Raw genomic sequence first — 15368 nt, forward strand, 5'->3', positions numbered from 1 at the left:
TTGTGTTCATACTGCTGCCTGGACAGAGGGCAGTCAACCGGATGGTTTAATTTGTTCATGGCCTATGACGCGGAAGACACCAGGCGGCGCATCTTCGCCGCCGCCGTCGCCGAGTTCGCCGAGCACGGTCTGGCCGGGGCCAGGGTCGACCGGATCGCCAAGGCCGCCAGGGCCAACAAGCAGGCCATCTATCTGTACTACGGCAGCAAGGAGAAGCTGTTCACCGCCATCCTCCGGGCCAAGCTGGAGGAGGTCCGGCTCTCCGTCCCCGTCGATCCCGACGCGATGGCCGAGGTGGTCGGGCAGCTCTTCGACTGGTACCAGGAGCACCCGGAGCTGATCAGGCTGCTGCTGTGGGAGGCGCTGGAGGCGGGCGACGAACCCGAGAGTGAGCAGGAGCGCCGGGACGGTTTCCGCGAGAAGGCTCGCCATCTCGTGGACGGAGGCGTGGCCCGCCATCTGCCCGAGGACGCCCGGGTCCGCGCTGCCCAGGACCTGCTGTTCACCATCATGGGGCTGATCGCGTGGAACTTCGCGGTGCCCAGGATGGCCCGCATGGCTCTGGACGAGGAGACCGACGAGGCCGCCTTCGCCCGCCGCCGCGAGACAGTGATCGAAGCCGCCCGCACACTCGCCGCCAACGCCGGACGCCCCCGGGGCGGGGTCTCGGAGTAAGGGCCGCTTTTCCATAGGGTTCTTCTTCGTTCCTCTTCGAGTTCTATTGATTTTCCGTCGGGGAATTGTGGCGCTGAGAGGCGTACTGAGAGGGTGCGTTGAGGGAAGTGCCGAGAGGCTGGGAAAGTTACTGTCGGGGGCTTTCCGGAGCTTCGAGGAATGAAGTAGTGATGTCGGGGCACTCGATGCTTCGGAGGTTAAAAAAATGATTCCTGTTCTTCTTGTTCTTGTCCTTGCGGTGATCCTTTTCGGTGCTGGTTTCGCCGTCCAGGCCCTGTGGTGGATCGCCGCTGTCGTGCTGGTCGTGTGGCTGCTGGGATTCGTCATCCGTCCCGCGGCGAGCGGTGGAAAGCGCAGCCGCTGGTACCGGTGGTAGACGGCGCCCGCCGAACAGAGTGACGCGTTGGTTTCCTCGGCAGGGAATGTGTGAAGTGTCGCGCGGCGGGGCACCCGGTGTTCCGGAGATCATTTCGCCGCTATCGGTGAATGTTTTCCCGGACTTCTGGTCCGGGGTCGCAGTAATTCGAATGAGGGAGCAGTTATGTGAGTGACAGCATCCGGGGCCGCCCGAAGCCGCGGCCGCCCCTGGCTCACTGTGTCCCTTCACCGAAGCGGGGCGGCCAGACTTTTTCTGGCCGCCCCGCTTCGGGCTGTGACCGGCCTAACATCCGGCGGTAGCCGACAAAGGGTGCAAAGCAGGGTGCTACCCCCGGTACGACTTGCGTTCGGGGGGCGCACGCGTGGTGGGATGAGCCGATGCGACCCCCCACACGCATACCCCCGCATCCGCGTAATCCCTACGACGAACTGGCACAACTCCGCGATCCGGAGCCGGGCTTCGAGCCGTACGGCTACGACGAGCGCGACCCCCTCGGGCTGGGGCTGAAGTCCGATGGCGACGAAGCCGACGGTTACGACGAAGCCGACGGTGTCGCCGGCGAGAGCCGTGACGACCCCGATGACCGCTGGTCGCCGCCCAACCACCGGGCCCGGCGCCGGTTCGCCGCCGTGTCCACCGTGGTGAAGGTCGCCGTCGCCGCCCTGGTCTGCACCGGATTCCTCTTCCTCGCCGACCGGTTCGCCGAGCTGTACGCGCAGAACAAGGCCGCCGAGAAGCTCCAGCAGTCGATGCACCTGGTGACCAGACCGGAGGTCGACATCCACGGCTTCCCGTTCCTCACCCAGGTTCTCGACAAGCACCTCGACCGGGTCGACGTGGCCGTCCCCGACGTCCCGGCCGACCGGGTCTCCCTCGCGGAGGTGCACGCCACCGCCAAGGACATCCGGATCAACGGAGACCTCCCCAGCTCCATCAAGGGCGCCGTGGTCGGCTCGATGGACGGCGACGTCTTCCTCTCGTTCGAGGACATGAACCGCGAGCTCGGCGCCTCCCAGGTCAAGTTCACCGACGAGGGGCACGACTCGATCAATGTCCACGGCGGCCTGCCTGTTGCGGGCACCGAGGTACGCGTCCAGGCCAAGGCACACGTCCAGCGGGACGGCGGCCGGGCGGTCTCCACGACGGTCGACCACATGCGGATCGAGGTGCCCGGCATCGCGACGTACACGCCCGGCAAGGACCGCGCGCACTCCGGGCTGCGGCTCGCCCCCGAGGCTGCCGCCCGGATCGCCCGCGAGGAGAGCCACATCAAGGCGCTGCTCTCCGTACCGTCCATCGTCCAGCGCATCGGCGTACCGCAGAAGCGCGTGCAGCAGGCGTTGCAGAGCGACGACCAGCTGCACAAGCTGACCGGCACACCGCGCTTCGCCCACCAGCTGATGCAGGTCAACCTGGTCGACGAGGTCGTCGCCCACCCCTGGCTGCTGCAGAAGGCGGGCATCGACCCCAAGCTGATCGCCGCCGTGATGAGCCTTCGCCCGCCGGAGCTCTCCAGTCAGTTCTCGCTCTCCTTCAAGCTGCCCAAGGCGCCCGGCGACATCAGCCTGCGCCATGTGGTGGTGGAGAAGGACGGGATCAGGGCGGACCTGGCGGGCTCCGGCCTGCACTGGGGCAAGCAGCGCTGAGGACGGGCGGGGCCCCGGTCGCCCGATGGCGGAAGGACCGGGGCCCGGTGGGGTGACGTCCGGTGGCGCGGAGCCCGGTGGGGCGGGCGCCTCACGCCTCTGCTGAGGGCGGCGCGTCCGGCGGTGGTGTCGCGGCGCCCGGGATCCGGATGACCGCCTCGGTGCCGCCGCCCGGCGCGGGGTTGAGCTCGATGTCGCCGCCGGACTGCTGGACCGTACGGGCCACGATGGAGAGGCCGAGGCCCGAGCCGGGCAGGGAACGGGCCGACGAGGACCGCCAGAACCGCTCGAAGACGTACGGGAGGTCGTCGGCGGGGATGCCGGGGCCGTGGTCCCGTACCGTCAGCCGGCCCTCTCCCAGGGTGACTTCGATGGTCCCGCCGGGCGGGCTGAACTTCACCGCGTTGTCCAGCACATTGATCACGGCCCGCTCCAGCGCGGCCGGTTCGGCCTGTACGTACCAGGGCCCGAGGTCGGCGGTGAAGGTCAGCTCCGGGCCGCGCAGCACCGCCCGGTCCAGCGCCGACTGCGCGATGTCGTGCAGCGCGACGACGTTCAGGGTCTCCGGCGCATGGGTCGCCTCGTGGCGGGACAGCTCCTGCAAGTCGCCGATGAGCGCGGCCAGTTCGGTCATCTGCGCCTTGACCGAAGCCATCAGGGCCTTGCGGTCGTCGGGCGGGATGGGGCGGCCGGTCTCCTCGCTGCGGGCGAGCAGCTCGATGTTGGTACGGAGCGAGGTGAGCGGGGTGCGCAGCTCGTGCCCGGCGTCCGCGATGAGCTGCGCCTGACGGTCGCGGGATTCGCCGAGCGCGGCCGTCATCGAGTTGAAGGACCGGGAGAGCCGGGCGATCTCGTCCTCGCCCTCGACCGGGATCCGTACGGTGAGGTCCTCCGTACGGGCCACGTGCTCGACGGCCTCGGTCAGTTCGTCGACCGGTTTGAGCCCGGCCTGCGCGATCCACAGGCCCGCCGCGCCCGCCCCGATGACACCGACACCGGAGACAGCGAGAAGCAGCAGGGCCAGTTCGCTGAGGGTGCTGCGGGTGTCCGCCAGCGGGTAGGCGACCATCTGCACGATGTCCGGGTAGGGCACCCCGGGCTGGTAGAGCACGTGCGCCGTGAGGATGCGGACGGCGTGCCCGTCGGAGTCCGTGCCGTTGCGGTACCTGGGCAGCTTGGTGTTGCCGGCTTTCGCCAGGGAACGGTCGCCGGCGGTGACCTTGATGGTGCCCGCGCCACCGCGCACACAGATGGTGCCGTCCGACTGCACGAGCTGCGCGTAGTACGGGGAGGTCTGCTGGCCGAAGTTGCCGGGCGGCTCCGGTGCGCGGCAGTCGTTGAGGTTGTTGCGCAGGGTGGTGGGGGAGACGGTCTGGGTGTAGATCTGCCCGGCGAGCTTCGAGTCGATCTCGTCGTACAGCTTCCCCTGCACCAGGAACCAGCAGATCACCGAGACCACGGCCACCGCGAACGCCACCGCGGCCGCCGTCAGCATCGCCAGCCGGGAGCGCAGCGGAAGCCGCCGGAACCAGCGCACGGGCTGGGGGAAGCTCACTCGGCGCTCCCGGTCCGCAGCGCGTAGCCCACGCCCCGCACCGTGTGCACCAGACGCGGTTCGCCGCCGCCCTCCGTCTTGCGGCGGAGGTACATCACGTACACGTCCAGCGAGTTGGACGACGGCTCGAAGTCGAAGCCCCACACCGCCTTGAGGATCTGCTCGCGGGTGAGCACCTGGCGCGGGTGGGCCAGGAACATCTCAAGCAGCGTGAACTCGGTACGGGTCAGCTCCACCCGCCGCTCACCACGCGTCACTTCGCGCGTCGAGAGGTCCATCCGCAGGTCGGCGAAGGACAGTACGTTGTCGTCGGGGGCCTCGCCCGCGGCCGCCGTGTACGAACTGCGCCGCAGCAGTGCGCGGATACGGGCGAACAGCTCGTCCAGTTCGAACGGCTTCACCAGGTAGTCGTCGGCGCCCGCGTCGAGTCCGGTGACCCGGTCGCCGACGGTGTCACGGGCGGTGAGCATCAGGATCGGGGTGGTCGACCCCGACGCCCGCAGCCTGCGGGCCGCGGTCAGGCCGTCCATGCGGGGCATCTGGATGTCGAGGACGATGAGATCCGGCGCGTACGGGGCCGCCTTCGTCAGCGCGTCCAGACCGTCGACGGCGACCTCCGTCCCGTACCCCTCGAAGGCGAGACTGCGGCGCAGCGCCTCGCGTACGGCGGGCTCGTCGTCGACGATCAGGATGCGCTGCTGGTCGTGGCCGTCCTCGGCGGGGCTCATCGGCTCTCTGTCCTCGTTTACTGGGGGGCGTCGGTCTTCGGCGTGGCGTCCCTCAGCCTCGCACGGCCGACCGTCGGCGGCGCGCGGCACGCCCCTTGGAGCGGGCGGGGGAGGGGGCGGAGGAGGCGGAGGCGGGGGCGCGTACCTCGGGGGCCCGTGCCGCTGCTTCCTGTCCGGGCTTCCCGCTCTGGTCGGTCTTTCCGGCCTGCTCGGTCTTTCCGGCCTGGTCTGCCTGGGACTGGGCCAGCGCGAGGGGGAGCCCCAGACCGGCGGGGTCCGCCCAGGAGATCGCGGTGAGCAGGGCGTGCCTGGCTCGGTTGATGGTGATGGTGACGGTGGCGGTGCCGTGCGGAGTTGCGGTCACGGGGTCCTCCTGGGTGGCGCCGGCGCGAGTGCGGCGCCGACTGGTGGTGCTGGGTGGTGCTGGTTCACGCGGGTCGCACTAGTTGCTGTTGCTGCCGCCCGCGCGCAGGTGGGCGAGGTCGGCCTTGACCGTGTTGATCGGGATGGCGAAGCCGAGGCCCACGCTCCCGGCGTCGCTCGAACTGTCGCTGCTCTGCGAACTGGCCGAGTACATCGCGGAGTTGATGCCGATGATCTCGCCGTCCATGTTGATCAGCGCACCGCCGGAGTTGCCGGGGTTGAGCGAGGCGTCGGTCTGGAGCGCCTTGTACGTGGTGGTGGAGTTGCCGGTGTCGCCGTTGAACTGCCGGCCGCCGAACTGGAACGGCCAGTTCCCGTCGCCGCCGCCCTGCTGCCCGTAGCCCTGCCCCTGGCCGTCCTGGCCCTGGCCCTGGTCCTGGCTCTGCCCCTGGCCCTCTTCCTTGGCGACGGTGACATCGCGGTTCAGCGCCGAGATGATGCCGCTGGTGACGGTGCCGGTCAGGCCCTCGGGGGAGCCGATCGCCACGACCTGGTCGCCGACGGCGACGTTGGACGAGTCACCGAGCGAGGCGGGCTTGAGGCCGGACGCGCCCTGCACCTTGATGAGTGCCAGGTCCTTGCCGGGGTCGGTGCCGACCACCTTCGCCGTGTACGTCTTGCCGTCGCTCAGGGAGACCTTGACCGTGTCGGCACCCGAGATGACGTGGTTGTTGGTGACGATCTCACCGGCGGCGGTGACGATCACGCCGGCCCCGGTGGACTGACCTGCCGTGGAAGTCGCCTTGACCTCCACGATGCTCGGTGAGACGGCCTGGGCGACACCGGAGACCGTGCCCTTGCTCGACTGCGAGACGGTGGTGCCGCTGACGGTGCCCGCGGGGTTCGCGCCGTTGCTGCCGTTGTCCATCAGGGACTCGGCGAGCGCCGCCGAACCGCCGCCGACGACCGCGGCGATGATGGCGACGGCGGCGAGGAGGGCGATCGGCCGCTTGGCGCGCCTGGAGGTGACGTGGTCCGCCGGGGCGGCCGGAGCCGGCGGCGGCCAGGCCGCTGACGGCTGGTGTGCGGGCGGCGGCGGGAAGGACCGGGCCGCGTACGCATCGTCCTGCTGCGGGTTGGGGTACTGCTCCGGGTTCTCGGTCATGTCTCATAGCCTTGCCACCGACCATGAGAGTTTCCTGAGTGCCCGCTGAGAAGCCCGACAGAACCCCGTATGCCCGATATAAAGGCCCGACATAATGGCCCGACGGGCCTGTGCGCGGGCGAGGTTGGGTGTCAGGGCCGGGCGGTCAGGATCCGGCGTCAGAACGGGGCATCAGGACCGGGCGTGAGGACCGGGCGTCAGCCGCAGCCGCAGGACCGGCGCACGACGAGCGCCGACGGGAACTGCTTCAGCCGCTCCCGCCGCGACCCCGCGACCCGGAGCGCGTCGTCCAGCACGAGATCGACCGCGGAGCGCGCCATCGCCGGGCGGTCCGAGTACACCGTCGTCAGCGGCGGGTCCGTGAGGGCCGCTTCCTTGACGTCGTCGAAGCCGGCCACCGCCAGCTCGGTGGGCACGTCGATCCGCAGCTCACGGGCGGCCCGCAGGACACCGATCGCCTGGTCGTCGGTGGAGCAGAAGATCGCCGGGGGCCGGTCGGGGCCCGCCAGCAGCTTCAGCGCGACCTGGTACGCGTCGTAGCGGTTGTACGGAGCCTGGAAGAGCCGGCCGTCGACGGAGCGGCCGGACTCCTGCATCGCGCGCCGCCAGCCCTCGACGTGGTCGGCCACCGGGTCGCCGACGGAGGGCGTCGATTCGAGGCCGCCGAGGCAGGCCACGTACGCGTAGCCGTGCTCCAGGAGGTGGCGGGTGGCGAGCTGCGCGCCGCCGATGTCGTCCGTCACGACGGCGACGTCATCGATGGCCTCGGGCCGCTCGTGCAGCAGCACCACGCGGGCGTCCCACGCCTCTATCTCCGCGGCGGCACGCTCGCTCATGCCCTGGCTGACCAGGATCAGACCGGAGACCCGCATCCCGAGGAAGGCCCGCAGATAGTGGACCTCGCGCTCGTCGACGTAGTCGGAGTTGCCGACGAGCACCATTTTCCCGCGCTCGGATGCGGCCTGCTCGACGGCGTGCGCCATCTCCGCGAAGAAGGGCTGCCGGGCGTCCGGCACGATCATCCCTATGAGATCGGTGCGCCGTGAGGCCATGGCCTGCGCCACCCGGTCCGGCCGGTACCCCAGCTCTTTGATCGCGTTGACTACCCGCTCGCGCGTGGCCGGGGCGACCGGCCTCGGTCCGTTGTTGATGACATAGCTGACGACAGCGGTCGAAGTCCCCGCCAGTCGCGCCACATCGTCCCGCGTCACCTTGGCCACGCGCGGCAGTCTACGCGGATGGACCTGCCGTTGGACCTACCGTTTTACGGGCCGGACGGCAGCCTCCCGGGAGCCCGCCGTGTCCTCCGTCCGGGTCAGTGCCCCGGAGGCCTGTTCGGCGGCCTTGGCCTGGGCTTCTTCGGCCGCGCGCTCCACCTTCTCGGGGGTGACGAAGCGGTAGCCGACGTTACGTACGGTGCCGATCAGCGACTCGTGCTCGGGGCCGAGCTTGGCGCGGAGCCGCCTTACGTGGACGTCGACCGTGCGCGTACCGCCGAAGTAGTCGTACCCCCACACCTCCTGGAGCAGCTGGGCGCGGGTGAAGACCCGGCCCGGGTGCTGGGCGAGGTACTTGATCAGCTCGAATTCCTTGAAGGTCAGGTCCAGGACCCGGCCCTTGAGCTTCGCGCTGTACGTCGTCTCGTCGACCGAGAGGTCGCCGATCCGGATCTCGGTCGGGGAGTCGTCCGAAGTGATCTGCTGGCGGCCGGTCGCGAGCCGCAGCCGCGCCTCGACCTCGGCCGGGCCCGCGGTGTCGAGCAGGACGTCGTCCACGCCCCAGTCGGCCGTGACGGCCGCGAGGCCGCCCTCGGTGACGACGAGGATCAGCGGACAGCCGGGTCCCGTGGAGTGGAGCAGCTGACAGAGACTGCGGACCTGGGGAAGGTCGCGGCGCCCGTCCACGAGGATCACATCGGCACCCGGGGTGTCGATGAGAGCCGGGCCTTCGGCGGGAGCGACCCGCACACTGTGCAGCAGAAGTCCGAGGGCGGGTAGCACCTCCGTCGACGGCTGGAGGGCGTTGGTCAGGAGCAGCAGAGAACTCATCGCGCTCCACCTGCCGTGGTCGTCATACGGTCGTGCATATATCGCTCGCCCATTACGTCGGTTCCTCCTCGGTCCCTGCGAGGACGTATGTGGCACTGCTTTTTTTCTGCGCATACCCCGCGCCCGGGGTTCGCTGCGCGGCTCCGGCGGGTTTCGTATACAACCCACCGAAAGCACAAAAGGACCTGGGGGCAACTTTGCCCAGGTCCTGATCCCCCCAGAATAGCCCACATGAGTTCTGCGTCAGAAGAGCCTTTCCGGAATGCCTCTGTTCCCTTGGTCACTCCGGGCGACCTCAGGGTGATCCTTCGTACCCGGGACGGAGTACCGGTCGAGGCGCGGTACGAGCCGTGTGTGAAGGGTCCGGGCGACACGGCGATCGTGGTCGCGCACGGGTTCACGGGGTCGGTCGACCGGCCCGCGGTGCGGCGCGCCGCGGGGGTGTTCGCGCAGCGTGCGGCCGTGGTCACGTTCTCGTTCCGGGGGCACGGGCGGTCGGGCGGGCGCTCGACGGTGGGCGACAAGGAGGTGCTCGACCTGGCGGCGGCGGTCGAGTGGGCCCACAGCCTCGGGCACAGCCGGGTGGTGACGGTCGGCTTCTCGATGGGCGGCTCGGTGGTGCTGAGACATGCGGCGCTGCACGGGGACGGGGCGGGGGGTGCCGGGGGTGCCGGTGTTGACGGTGGTGCGGGTGGGGCTGCTGGTGCCGGCTCTGCCGGGTCGCGTTCTGCCGAGTCCCGTTCTGCCGGGTCCGTGCAGGCGGTGGCCGCGGTGAGTTCTCCCGCGCGGTGGTACTACCGGGGGACGGCGCCGATGCGGCGGCTGCACTGGGTGGTCACGCGACCGCTGGGGCGGCTGGTGGGGCGGTTCGGGCTCCGGACCCGGATCCACACGGAGGAGTGGGACCCGGTACCGCTGTCACCGGTGGACGCGGTGCCGATGATCGCGCCTGCGCCGCTGCTGATCGTCCACGGGGACCGGGATCCCTACTTTCCGCTGGACCATCCTCGGATGCTGGCCGCGGCGGCCGGGGCGGGGGCCGCGGAGCTTTGGGTGGAGCCGGGGATGGGCCATGCGGAGAATGCGGCCGGGGACGAGTTGTTGGGGCGGGTGGGGGAGTGGCTGATGCGTCCGGAAGGTGCCTGACCCGGGCCGGTCTCAAGCGTTCAGGCAATCCCGTACTGCCTCGATGAGGCGGGTCGCGCGGGCGTCGCCGTAACCGATCATTTTGGTGGAGACGTAGGCGAAACCCACCCCGAATTCGTCGTCCCCGAATGCGAACTGGCCGCCCGCACCGTCGTTGCCGAAGCTCCGGGGGCCGAGCAGGGGACGCGGGGCCGTCGAGTCGAGCAGGAAGCCCGAGCCCCAGCGCTGGCCCGTGTCGAAGCCCTGCCAGGTCGGGCCCGCCGACACCTCACGTACCGCGTCCGTGACCGTGGCGGGCGTCAGCAGGCGGGCCGAACCGTCCACTCCCGTCACCGCGGCCGCGTACAGCGCGGCCAGGCCGTTCGCCGAGGAGACCGCGCCGGCTCCGGGGATCTCGGCGCTCAGCAGCTCGGGGTCGTTCCAGCCGTGGGGCTCGTCCAGTCCGGGGAAGGCGAACGCCCCGTTCATGGTCACCATGCGCATGATCAGCGATCCGGACACGCTAGGCGGCTCGGTCGGCCGGTTCCAGCGAATTCGGGGCGGGCCGGAGCCGGGGGTGCGACGGGCAGCGGCGCGGCCGCCTCTCCGCACCCGGCATCATGGACCCGCGCGACGTAAACCAATGAGGAGTACCCATGCCCGCGGGAACCATCCGCTACTGGGCCGCCGCCAAGGCCGCCGCAGGCACAGCCGAGGAGCCGTACAGCGGCGCCACCCTGGCCGAAGCACTCGACGCGGCGCGCGAGCGGCACCCCGGTGAGCTGGCGCAGGTGCTGCGGCGATGCTCGTTCCTCGTCGACGGTGATCCCGTGGGGACCCGCGGCCATGAGACGGTACGGCTTGCCGAGGGCGGCACGGTCGAGGTGCTCCCGCCGTTCGCAGGAGGGTGACCCCCCACGATGAGTGATCAGCCATATCCGTACGGGCAGCAGCAGCCGCCGCAGCAGCCCGACCCGCGGTTCTACCAGGCCCAGAACGGGCACCAGGATCCGAACGGGCACCAGGATCCGCACCCGGATGATCCGTTCAACCAGACCTGGAACGGGCAGACCTGGGACACCCAGTTCCAGCCGGTGCAGACGCCGGTGCGGCCGGACCCGGCGCAGCAGCCGCCGACACAGGACCCGTACGCGCAGCAGCAGGCTCCGTACCAGCAGGCTTCGCAGGACCCGTACGCCCAGCAGCAGGCTCCGTACCAGGAAGCCCCGTACCAGCAGGCCCCACAGGACCCGTACGCGCAGCAGCCTCCGTACCAGCAGAACCAGCAGAACCAGCCGTATCAGCAGAGCCCGGCTCCCCAGCAGCCCTACGCGTCCCCGCAGAGCCCGGCGCCCCAGCAGCACGACCCGCGGCAGCCGTACACCGGGCCCGAATCCACCTACCTTCCGCCCGCGTCGCTCCCCCTTCCGCCGGAGACGCCCGCCCCCGCTCCGTATGCCGCGCGGCCCGCGCCCGCGCCCGCCGCCGCTGAGGCGCCCGCCGCGGCGTCGCCCGCCGACGGCCCCGCATACAGCGCCCCCAGCACCGTCGGACAGGCGCGGATCACCGACGCGCAGCGGGCCCGCGCCGAGGGGCGGTCGCCGATCATCCCTCCGGGCATGCAGCCCGCCGTGCTGACGGCCGGGCTCGGGATCGTGCTCGCTGCCGCCGCGTTCGGCGGGCGGTACGCCGTGGTCGTGCCGCTGCTGGTGCTCCAGGCCGTCACAGCCGCCGGCTGGTTCCGGCTGAACGGCATGTGGCCCGCCCGGCAGGGCATCGCGCTCGCCTTCCTCGGCGGTGTCGTCGCGGACATCGCGCTGCTCGTCGCGGGCACCGGCCACGGGCCCGCCGCGATCATCGGCACGCTCGGCGTCTGGGTGCTGCTCACGCTCGTGCTCCAGCTGCGCAGCCACGCACCGGCCGACGAGCGGATGGCCGGACTGATGGCCACCATCGCCTCCTCCGCGCTCACCATCGTCGCGACGGGCATCCTCGCGGCGTCGACGGACGCGGTGACGGTCGGCTGTACGGCCGTGGCGGTCGCGGCCGTCGTCCGCGCACTCCCGCTGCCGGGCCCCGCCGGGCTCGTCGGCGCCCTGGTCGCGGCGGCGGCCGCCGGAGCCCTGGCGGGCACTGTCACCGGACTCGGGATGCAGGGCGCGCTGCTCGGGCTCGCGGCCGGCGGCTGCGCCCTGATCGGGCTGCGCGTCGCGAGCTACGACTACCCGTCCCGGTTCGTGCACATGACGGCCGGAGTGGCCCTGCCGCTCTCCGCCGCCGCACCGGCGATCTACCTCATCGGCCGACTCGTCGGCTGATCACCCCGTTAGGCTCGGGTCCGTGCCACCGGCACGGATCAGGACTCGGGTACGAGCAGAGGGACGACCGGCCATGCGAGCACTGCGGACACTGCTCATCGTCGTCGTGGTACTGGGCGGCCTCTTCGTCCTCGCCGACCGGATCGCGGTGCATGTCGCGGACAACAAGGCGGCGGACCGAATACGCAGCAGCGAGAGCCTCTCGGCCTCCCCCGACGTCGACATCAAGGGCTTCCCGTTCCTGACCCAGGTCCTCGACAAGAAGCTCGGCCGGGTCGACGTCACGCTCAAGGGCGTCGACGCGAACGCGTCCGGCCGCCACCTGCGGATCAGTGAAGTCCGGGCCGAACTGCACGACGTCACGGTCTCCAGCAACTTCAGCAGCGCGGTGGCAGCGCGCGCCAGCGGCAGCGCGCACATCTCGTACGGGGACCTCACCAAGGCCTCCGAATCCGGTGCCAAGGTCGCGTACGCGGGGAACGGCAAGGTCAAGGTCACCGGCTCGGTGGCCGTTCTGGGGCGCACGGTCAGCCGCAGCGTGATCTCGACGGTGACCATGGTGGGGACGGACCGGATCAAGGTGCACGCGGACGTGGTGCCCGGGGAGGGCATCCCCGGTCTGGAGGGTCTGGTCCGGCAGCAGACCGACTTCGACAGCGCGGTCGGCGGGCTGCCCGCCGGGCTGAAGCTCAGCGAGGTGCGGGCCACGGCGGACGGCGTCGACATCGGCGTCACGGGTACGAACGTCGCGCTGGCCGGGCAGTAGGAGGGGCGGCGGCAGTACGGGGCCGGCGGAGAGACCCATCGTGACCGGATGGTGAGACGGGGGAGTCCGGTCCTCAGATGGTGGGCAAGTACGGAACCGTGGGAATCCCGGGCCGTACGCGCGCCATTGGCACATTGTCTCGCATCGCGGACGATCGCGTCTCAGTGTGCGATACGGCGGTGACATCTCCGCCCGTACTTCCCTACGATCGACCGTATGAAGCAGCAGGCGGATCTCACGAAGCGGCGGGCAGTCGACCTGTGCCGTGTCTCCGCCATGCTCTGTCGCGCCTTCTGAGCGGGAGCTCCGACTCCCGTATCCCCCGGGTCCCCCGACCGTCTGTCGGGGCCGCCCCCCGCGGTGCCGGATGCGCTCTGTCTCCCGGCCTCCGTGGATCCGTACGCCGACACCATCGCACCATCCCGCCGCACGTCCCCGGGCTCCGCAGGAGCAGGGGATTCCCCATCCCCGGAGGAGATTCCGCATGAGCCGCAGCGACGTTCTGGTAGACGCAGACTGGGTCGAGGCCCACATCGACGACCCGCAGGTCGCCATCGTCGAGGTGGACGAGGACACCTCTGCGTACGAGAAGAACCACATCAGGAACGCGATCCGGATCGACTGGACCAAGGACCTCCAGGATCCGGTCCGCCGTGACTTCATCGACCAGGCCGGCTTCGAGAAGCTGCTGTCCGAGAAGGGCATCGGCAACGACACGACCGTCGTGCTCTACGGCGGCAACAACAACTGGTTCGCCTCGTACGCCTTCTGGTACTTCAAGCTGTACGGCCACAGCGACGTCCGGCTGCTCGACGGCGGCCGCAAGAAGTGGGAGCTCGACTCCCGCGACCTGGTCGACGCCGTGCCGTCCCGCCCGGCCACCACGTACAAGGCCAAGCCGCAGGACGAGTCGATCCGCGCCTACCGCGACGACGTGGTGGCCGCGATCAACAGCAAGAACCTGGTCGACGTCCGGTCGCCCGACGAGTTCAGCGGCAAGCTGCTCGCCCCGGCGCACCTCCCGCAGGAGCAGTCGCAGCGCCCCGGCCACGTGCCGAGCGCCCGCAACATCCCGTGGTCGAAGAACGCCAACGACGACGGCACCTTCAAGTCGGACGACGAGCTCAAGGCCCTCTACGAGGACGAGCAGGTCGACCTTGCCAAGGACACCATCGCGTACTGCCGCATCGGTGAGCGCTCCGCGCTGACCTGGTTCGTGCTGCACGAGCTGCTCGGCCAGGAGAACGTCAAGAACTACGACGGCTCGTGGACCGAGTACGGCTCCCTCGTGGGTGTGCCGATCGAGCTCGGCGCCAACAAGTAGTACCGACCTTCACCAACCTCTCAGGCCCCTCAGGAGAACAGCATGTGCGGAGCGAAGGCCGGCGGCCCGGACGCCTCGACGATCAAGCCCGGTGAGACCACGATCCAGGGCAGCGTGACCCGTGACGGCGAGCCCGTCACCGGTTATGTGCGCCTGCTGGACTCGACCGGCGAGTTCACCGCCGAGGTCCCGACCTCGGCCACCGGACAGTTCCGCTTCTACGCGGCCGAGGGCACGTGGACGCTGCGCGCCCTCGTCCCGGGCGGCACGGCAGACCGTACGGTCGTCGCGCAGACCGGCGGCCTCGCGGAGATCGCGATCGCTGTCTGACCGAGCAGGAACCGAGCAGGATCCGAGCAGGACCTGATCTGGCCGGAGGGCCGCACCCCAGGGGGTTGGACGCCACTTGGACCGGGTGCGGCCCTCCGCGCCGTCCGGGGCAGGGAAGTTCCCGAGCTCCGTCCGGGGGCGACGAGTTGCCGATCGGTCTTACGCTGGATGCATGTACTCGCGACGTCGGCGCGGCTATTTTCTGTTGATGGGCGGCTGTCTGCTGCTCTTCGTCTCAGCCTGGGCTTTCGTACGTCTCTGGTCGGTGCCTGCCGCCATCGCCATGTGTTTCGTCGCGATGGTCATCCCGCCGGTCGCGGCGATCGTCGGCAACCGGCGCGGTCCCGATGACCGCTGGTGGGACGAGCCGCCGCCCGACAGCGGGTCCGCCGACAGGCCGACGGGCAAGTCCACGGACAGGCCGACGGGCAAGCGCACGGACAAGCACTCGGACCTGCCGCCTTCGGGGGACCGTACGTCCGACGAGTGGTGGGACGAGCTGGACGGGAAGAAGCGGCGCCGGTAGGCGGGGCGGCGCACCCGGCAGCTGCCGGTCGTCCCAGACCTCAGTAGACGAGTGCCTGGACGCCGTCGGCCATCGCTTCCTGTACGAAGAGCTGGGCGCCCGCGATCCGTACGCCCTCCAGTACGTCCTGCTCCGTGATGTCGCGGCGGGCCGCACACTGCGTGCAGACGGTGATCTGCCCGCCCGCCCTGATCGAGTCGATCAGATCCGGCAGCGGCGCCGCGTGCGGCAGCTCGAACTCGGCGGCCCGGCCCGGCAGGGCGAACCACGACGACTCACCGGTGAGCCAGAGCGAGACCTCCACCCCGCTGGCCACGGCGACCGCGGCCACGGTGAACGCCTGGGAGCACCGCTCGGGGGCGTCGGATCCCGCAGTCACCTTGATCACTAGCTTCTTCTGGGCCATGGCCGAACTCTAAT

Annotated in this window: 19 protein-coding genes; 11 read left to right on the forward strand and 8 right to left on the reverse strand. The window is 70.3% G+C overall.

All coding sequences use genetic code 11. From position 1 onward, the window contains the following. Positions 1-57: 57 nt before the first annotated feature. From OG385_RS16950 to OG385_RS16960, 3 genes are all read left to right on the forward strand, one after another. Positions 58-675: a TetR/AcrR family transcriptional regulator gene (locus OG385_RS16950; protein WP_266855479.1), complete on the forward strand. Its 618-nt coding sequence runs from the start codon at positions 58-60 to the stop codon at positions 673-675. Between the two features lie 205 nt (positions 676-880). After that, positions 881-1051: a hydrophobic protein gene (locus tag OG385_RS16955; RefSeq protein ID WP_266855480.1), complete on the forward strand. Its 171-nt coding sequence runs from the start codon at positions 881-883 to the stop codon at positions 1049-1051. A 380-nt stretch (positions 1052-1431) separates the two neighbouring features. Further along, complete coding sequence (locus OG385_RS16960; protein ID WP_266855481.1) at positions 1432-2700, forward strand: DUF2993 domain-containing protein; 1269 nt, start codon at positions 1432-1434, stop codon at positions 2698-2700. A 91-nt stretch (positions 2701-2791) separates the two neighbouring features. Here the strand turns inward: OG385_RS16960 and OG385_RS16965 are convergent, their stop codons facing one another. From OG385_RS16965 to OG385_RS16990, 6 genes are all read right to left on the reverse strand, one after another. Then, positions 2792-4195, reverse strand: coding sequence for a cell wall metabolism sensor histidine kinase WalK (locus OG385_RS16965; RefSeq protein WP_266860932.1), 1404 nt, complete (start codon positions 4193-4195; stop codon positions 2792-2794). A 56-nt stretch (positions 4196-4251) separates the two neighbouring features. Beyond that, entirely contained in the window at positions 4252-4983 is a 732-nt protein-coding gene (locus tag OG385_RS16970) for a response regulator transcription factor (protein WP_266855482.1), read from the reverse strand. A 52-nt stretch (positions 4984-5035) separates the two neighbouring features. Beyond that, positions 5036-5347, reverse strand: coding sequence for a hypothetical protein (locus tag OG385_RS16975; RefSeq protein WP_266855483.1), 312 nt, complete (start codon positions 5345-5347; stop codon positions 5036-5038). Between the two features lie 78 nt (positions 5348-5425). Then, complete coding sequence (locus OG385_RS16980) at positions 5426-6511, reverse strand: S1C family serine protease (protein ID WP_266855484.1); 1086 nt, start codon at positions 6509-6511, stop codon at positions 5426-5428. Positions 6512-6708: 197 nt separating this feature from the next. Next, positions 6709-7731, reverse strand: a complete 1023-nt coding sequence (locus tag OG385_RS16985; protein WP_266855485.1) for a LacI family DNA-binding transcriptional regulator — start codon at positions 7729-7731, stop codon at positions 6709-6711. Positions 7732-7767: 36 nt separating this feature from the next. After that, positions 7768-8559, reverse strand: coding sequence for a response regulator transcription factor (locus tag OG385_RS16990; protein WP_266855486.1), 792 nt, complete (start codon positions 8557-8559; stop codon positions 7768-7770). Positions 8560-8790: 231 nt separating this feature from the next. On the opposite strand from OG385_RS16990, the gene OG385_RS16995 reads away from it, so the two are divergent. Continuing rightward, positions 8791-9705, forward strand: a complete 915-nt coding sequence (locus OG385_RS16995; protein WP_266855487.1) for an alpha/beta hydrolase — start codon at positions 8791-8793, stop codon at positions 9703-9705. Positions 9706-9717: 12 nt separating this feature from the next. Here the strand turns inward: OG385_RS16995 and OG385_RS17000 are convergent, their stop codons facing one another. Further along, complete coding sequence (locus tag OG385_RS17000) at positions 9718-10182, reverse strand: serine hydrolase (protein WP_323183782.1); 465 nt, start codon at positions 10180-10182, stop codon at positions 9718-9720. Between the two features lie 158 nt (positions 10183-10340). Between OG385_RS17000 and OG385_RS17005 the strand changes: the two genes are divergently transcribed. The 7 genes from OG385_RS17005 to OG385_RS17030 all read left to right on the forward strand — a co-directional run bounded on the left by OG385_RS17005 (position 10341) and on the right by OG385_RS17030 (position 14948). Then, a complete protein-coding gene (locus OG385_RS17005) occupies positions 10341-10595 on the forward strand; it encodes a MoaD/ThiS family protein (protein WP_266855489.1) in 255 nt (84 codons plus the stop codon). 9 nt (positions 10596-10604) lie between these two features. Beyond that, entirely contained in the window at positions 10605-12002 is a 1398-nt protein-coding gene (locus OG385_RS17010; protein WP_266855490.1) for a hypothetical protein, read from the forward strand. 73 nt (positions 12003-12075) lie between these two features. Continuing rightward, a complete protein-coding gene (locus OG385_RS17015) occupies positions 12076-12768 on the forward strand; it encodes a DUF2993 domain-containing protein (RefSeq protein WP_266855491.1) in 693 nt (230 codons plus the stop codon). A gap of 216 nt (positions 12769-12984) precedes the next feature. Beyond that, positions 12985-13065 (forward strand): putative leader peptide, encoded by an 81-nt coding sequence (locus OG385_RS37475; protein ID WP_353963180.1) that lies wholly within the window; start codon positions 12985-12987, stop codon positions 13063-13065. A 187-nt stretch (positions 13066-13252) separates the two neighbouring features. Then, positions 13253-14092 (forward strand): sulfurtransferase, encoded by an 840-nt coding sequence (locus tag OG385_RS17020; protein ID WP_266855492.1) that lies wholly within the window; start codon positions 13253-13255, stop codon positions 14090-14092. Between the two features lie 42 nt (positions 14093-14134). Continuing rightward, the gene (locus OG385_RS17025; protein ID WP_164259678.1) at positions 14135-14422 is read left to right on the forward strand and encodes a DUF1416 domain-containing protein; all 288 of its coding nucleotides are present in this window, start codon (positions 14135-14137) and stop codon (positions 14420-14422) included. A 172-nt stretch (positions 14423-14594) separates the two neighbouring features. Beyond that, complete coding sequence (locus tag OG385_RS17030; RefSeq protein ID WP_266855493.1) at positions 14595-14948, forward strand: DUF3099 domain-containing protein; 354 nt, start codon at positions 14595-14597, stop codon at positions 14946-14948. Between the two features lie 40 nt (positions 14949-14988). On the opposite strand, the gene OG385_RS17035 is transcribed toward OG385_RS17030, so the two are convergent. Then, complete coding sequence (locus OG385_RS17035) at positions 14989-15354, reverse strand: DsrE family protein (RefSeq protein WP_266855494.1); 366 nt, start codon at positions 15352-15354, stop codon at positions 14989-14991. Between the last annotated feature and the right edge of the window lie 14 nt (positions 15355-15368).

This window comes from Streptomyces sp. NBC_01306 (assembly GCF_026340465.1).
GTDB lineage: Bacteria > Actinomycetota > Actinomycetes > Streptomycetales > Streptomycetaceae > Streptomyces.

Excerpts from the sequence above, each read along its gene's own strand:
- OG385_RS16960 (WP_266855481.1), top strand. The coding sequence starts at position 1,432 with ATGCGACCCCCCACACGCATACCCCCGCATCCGCGTAATCCCTACGAC.
- OG385_RS16965 (WP_266860932.1), bottom strand. The coding sequence starts at position 4,195 with ATGCTGACGGCGGCCGCGGTGGCGTTCGCGGTGGCCGTGGTCTCGGTG.
- OG385_RS16950 (WP_266855479.1), top strand. The coding sequence starts at position 58 with ATGGCCTATGACGCGGAAGACACCAGGCGGCGCATCTTCGCCGCCGCC.
- OG385_RS16980 (WP_266855484.1), bottom strand. The coding sequence starts at position 6,511 with ATGACCGAGAACCCGGAGCAGTACCCCAACCCGCAGCAGGACGATGCG.
- OG385_RS17035 (WP_266855494.1), bottom strand. The coding sequence starts at position 15,354 with ATGGCCCAGAAGAAGCTAGTGATCAAGGTGACTGCGGGATCCGACGCC.
- OG385_RS17015 (WP_266855491.1), top strand. The coding sequence starts at position 12,076 with ATGCGAGCACTGCGGACACTGCTCATCGTCGTCGTGGTACTGGGCGGC.
- OG385_RS17030 (WP_266855493.1), top strand. The coding sequence starts at position 14,595 with ATGTACTCGCGACGTCGGCGCGGCTATTTTCTGTTGATGGGCGGCTGT.
- OG385_RS17020 (WP_266855492.1), top strand. The coding sequence starts at position 13,253 with ATGAGCCGCAGCGACGTTCTGGTAGACGCAGACTGGGTCGAGGCCCAC.
- OG385_RS17000 (WP_323183782.1), bottom strand. The coding sequence starts at position 10,182 with ATGGTGACCATGAACGGGGCGTTCGCCTTCCCCGGACTGGACGAGCCC.
- OG385_RS37475 (WP_353963180.1), top strand. The coding sequence starts at position 12,985 with ATGAAGCAGCAGGCGGATCTCACGAAGCGGCGGGCAGTCGACCTGTGC.
- OG385_RS16955 (WP_266855480.1), top strand. The coding sequence starts at position 881 with ATGATTCCTGTTCTTCTTGTTCTTGTCCTTGCGGTGATCCTTTTCGGT.
- OG385_RS16990 (WP_266855486.1), bottom strand. The coding sequence starts at position 8,559 with ATGAGTTCTCTGCTGCTCCTGACCAACGCCCTCCAGCCGTCGACGGAG.
- OG385_RS17005 (WP_266855489.1), top strand. The coding sequence starts at position 10,341 with ATGCCCGCGGGAACCATCCGCTACTGGGCCGCCGCCAAGGCCGCCGCA.
- OG385_RS16970 (WP_266855482.1), bottom strand. The coding sequence starts at position 4,983 with ATGAGCCCCGCCGAGGACGGCCACGACCAGCAGCGCATCCTGATCGTC.
- OG385_RS16995 (WP_266855487.1), top strand. The coding sequence starts at position 8,791 with ATGAGTTCTGCGTCAGAAGAGCCTTTCCGGAATGCCTCTGTTCCCTTG.
- OG385_RS17025 (WP_164259678.1), top strand. The coding sequence starts at position 14,135 with ATGTGCGGAGCGAAGGCCGGCGGCCCGGACGCCTCGACGATCAAGCCC.
- OG385_RS17010 (WP_266855490.1), top strand. The coding sequence starts at position 10,605 with ATGAGTGATCAGCCATATCCGTACGGGCAGCAGCAGCCGCCGCAGCAG.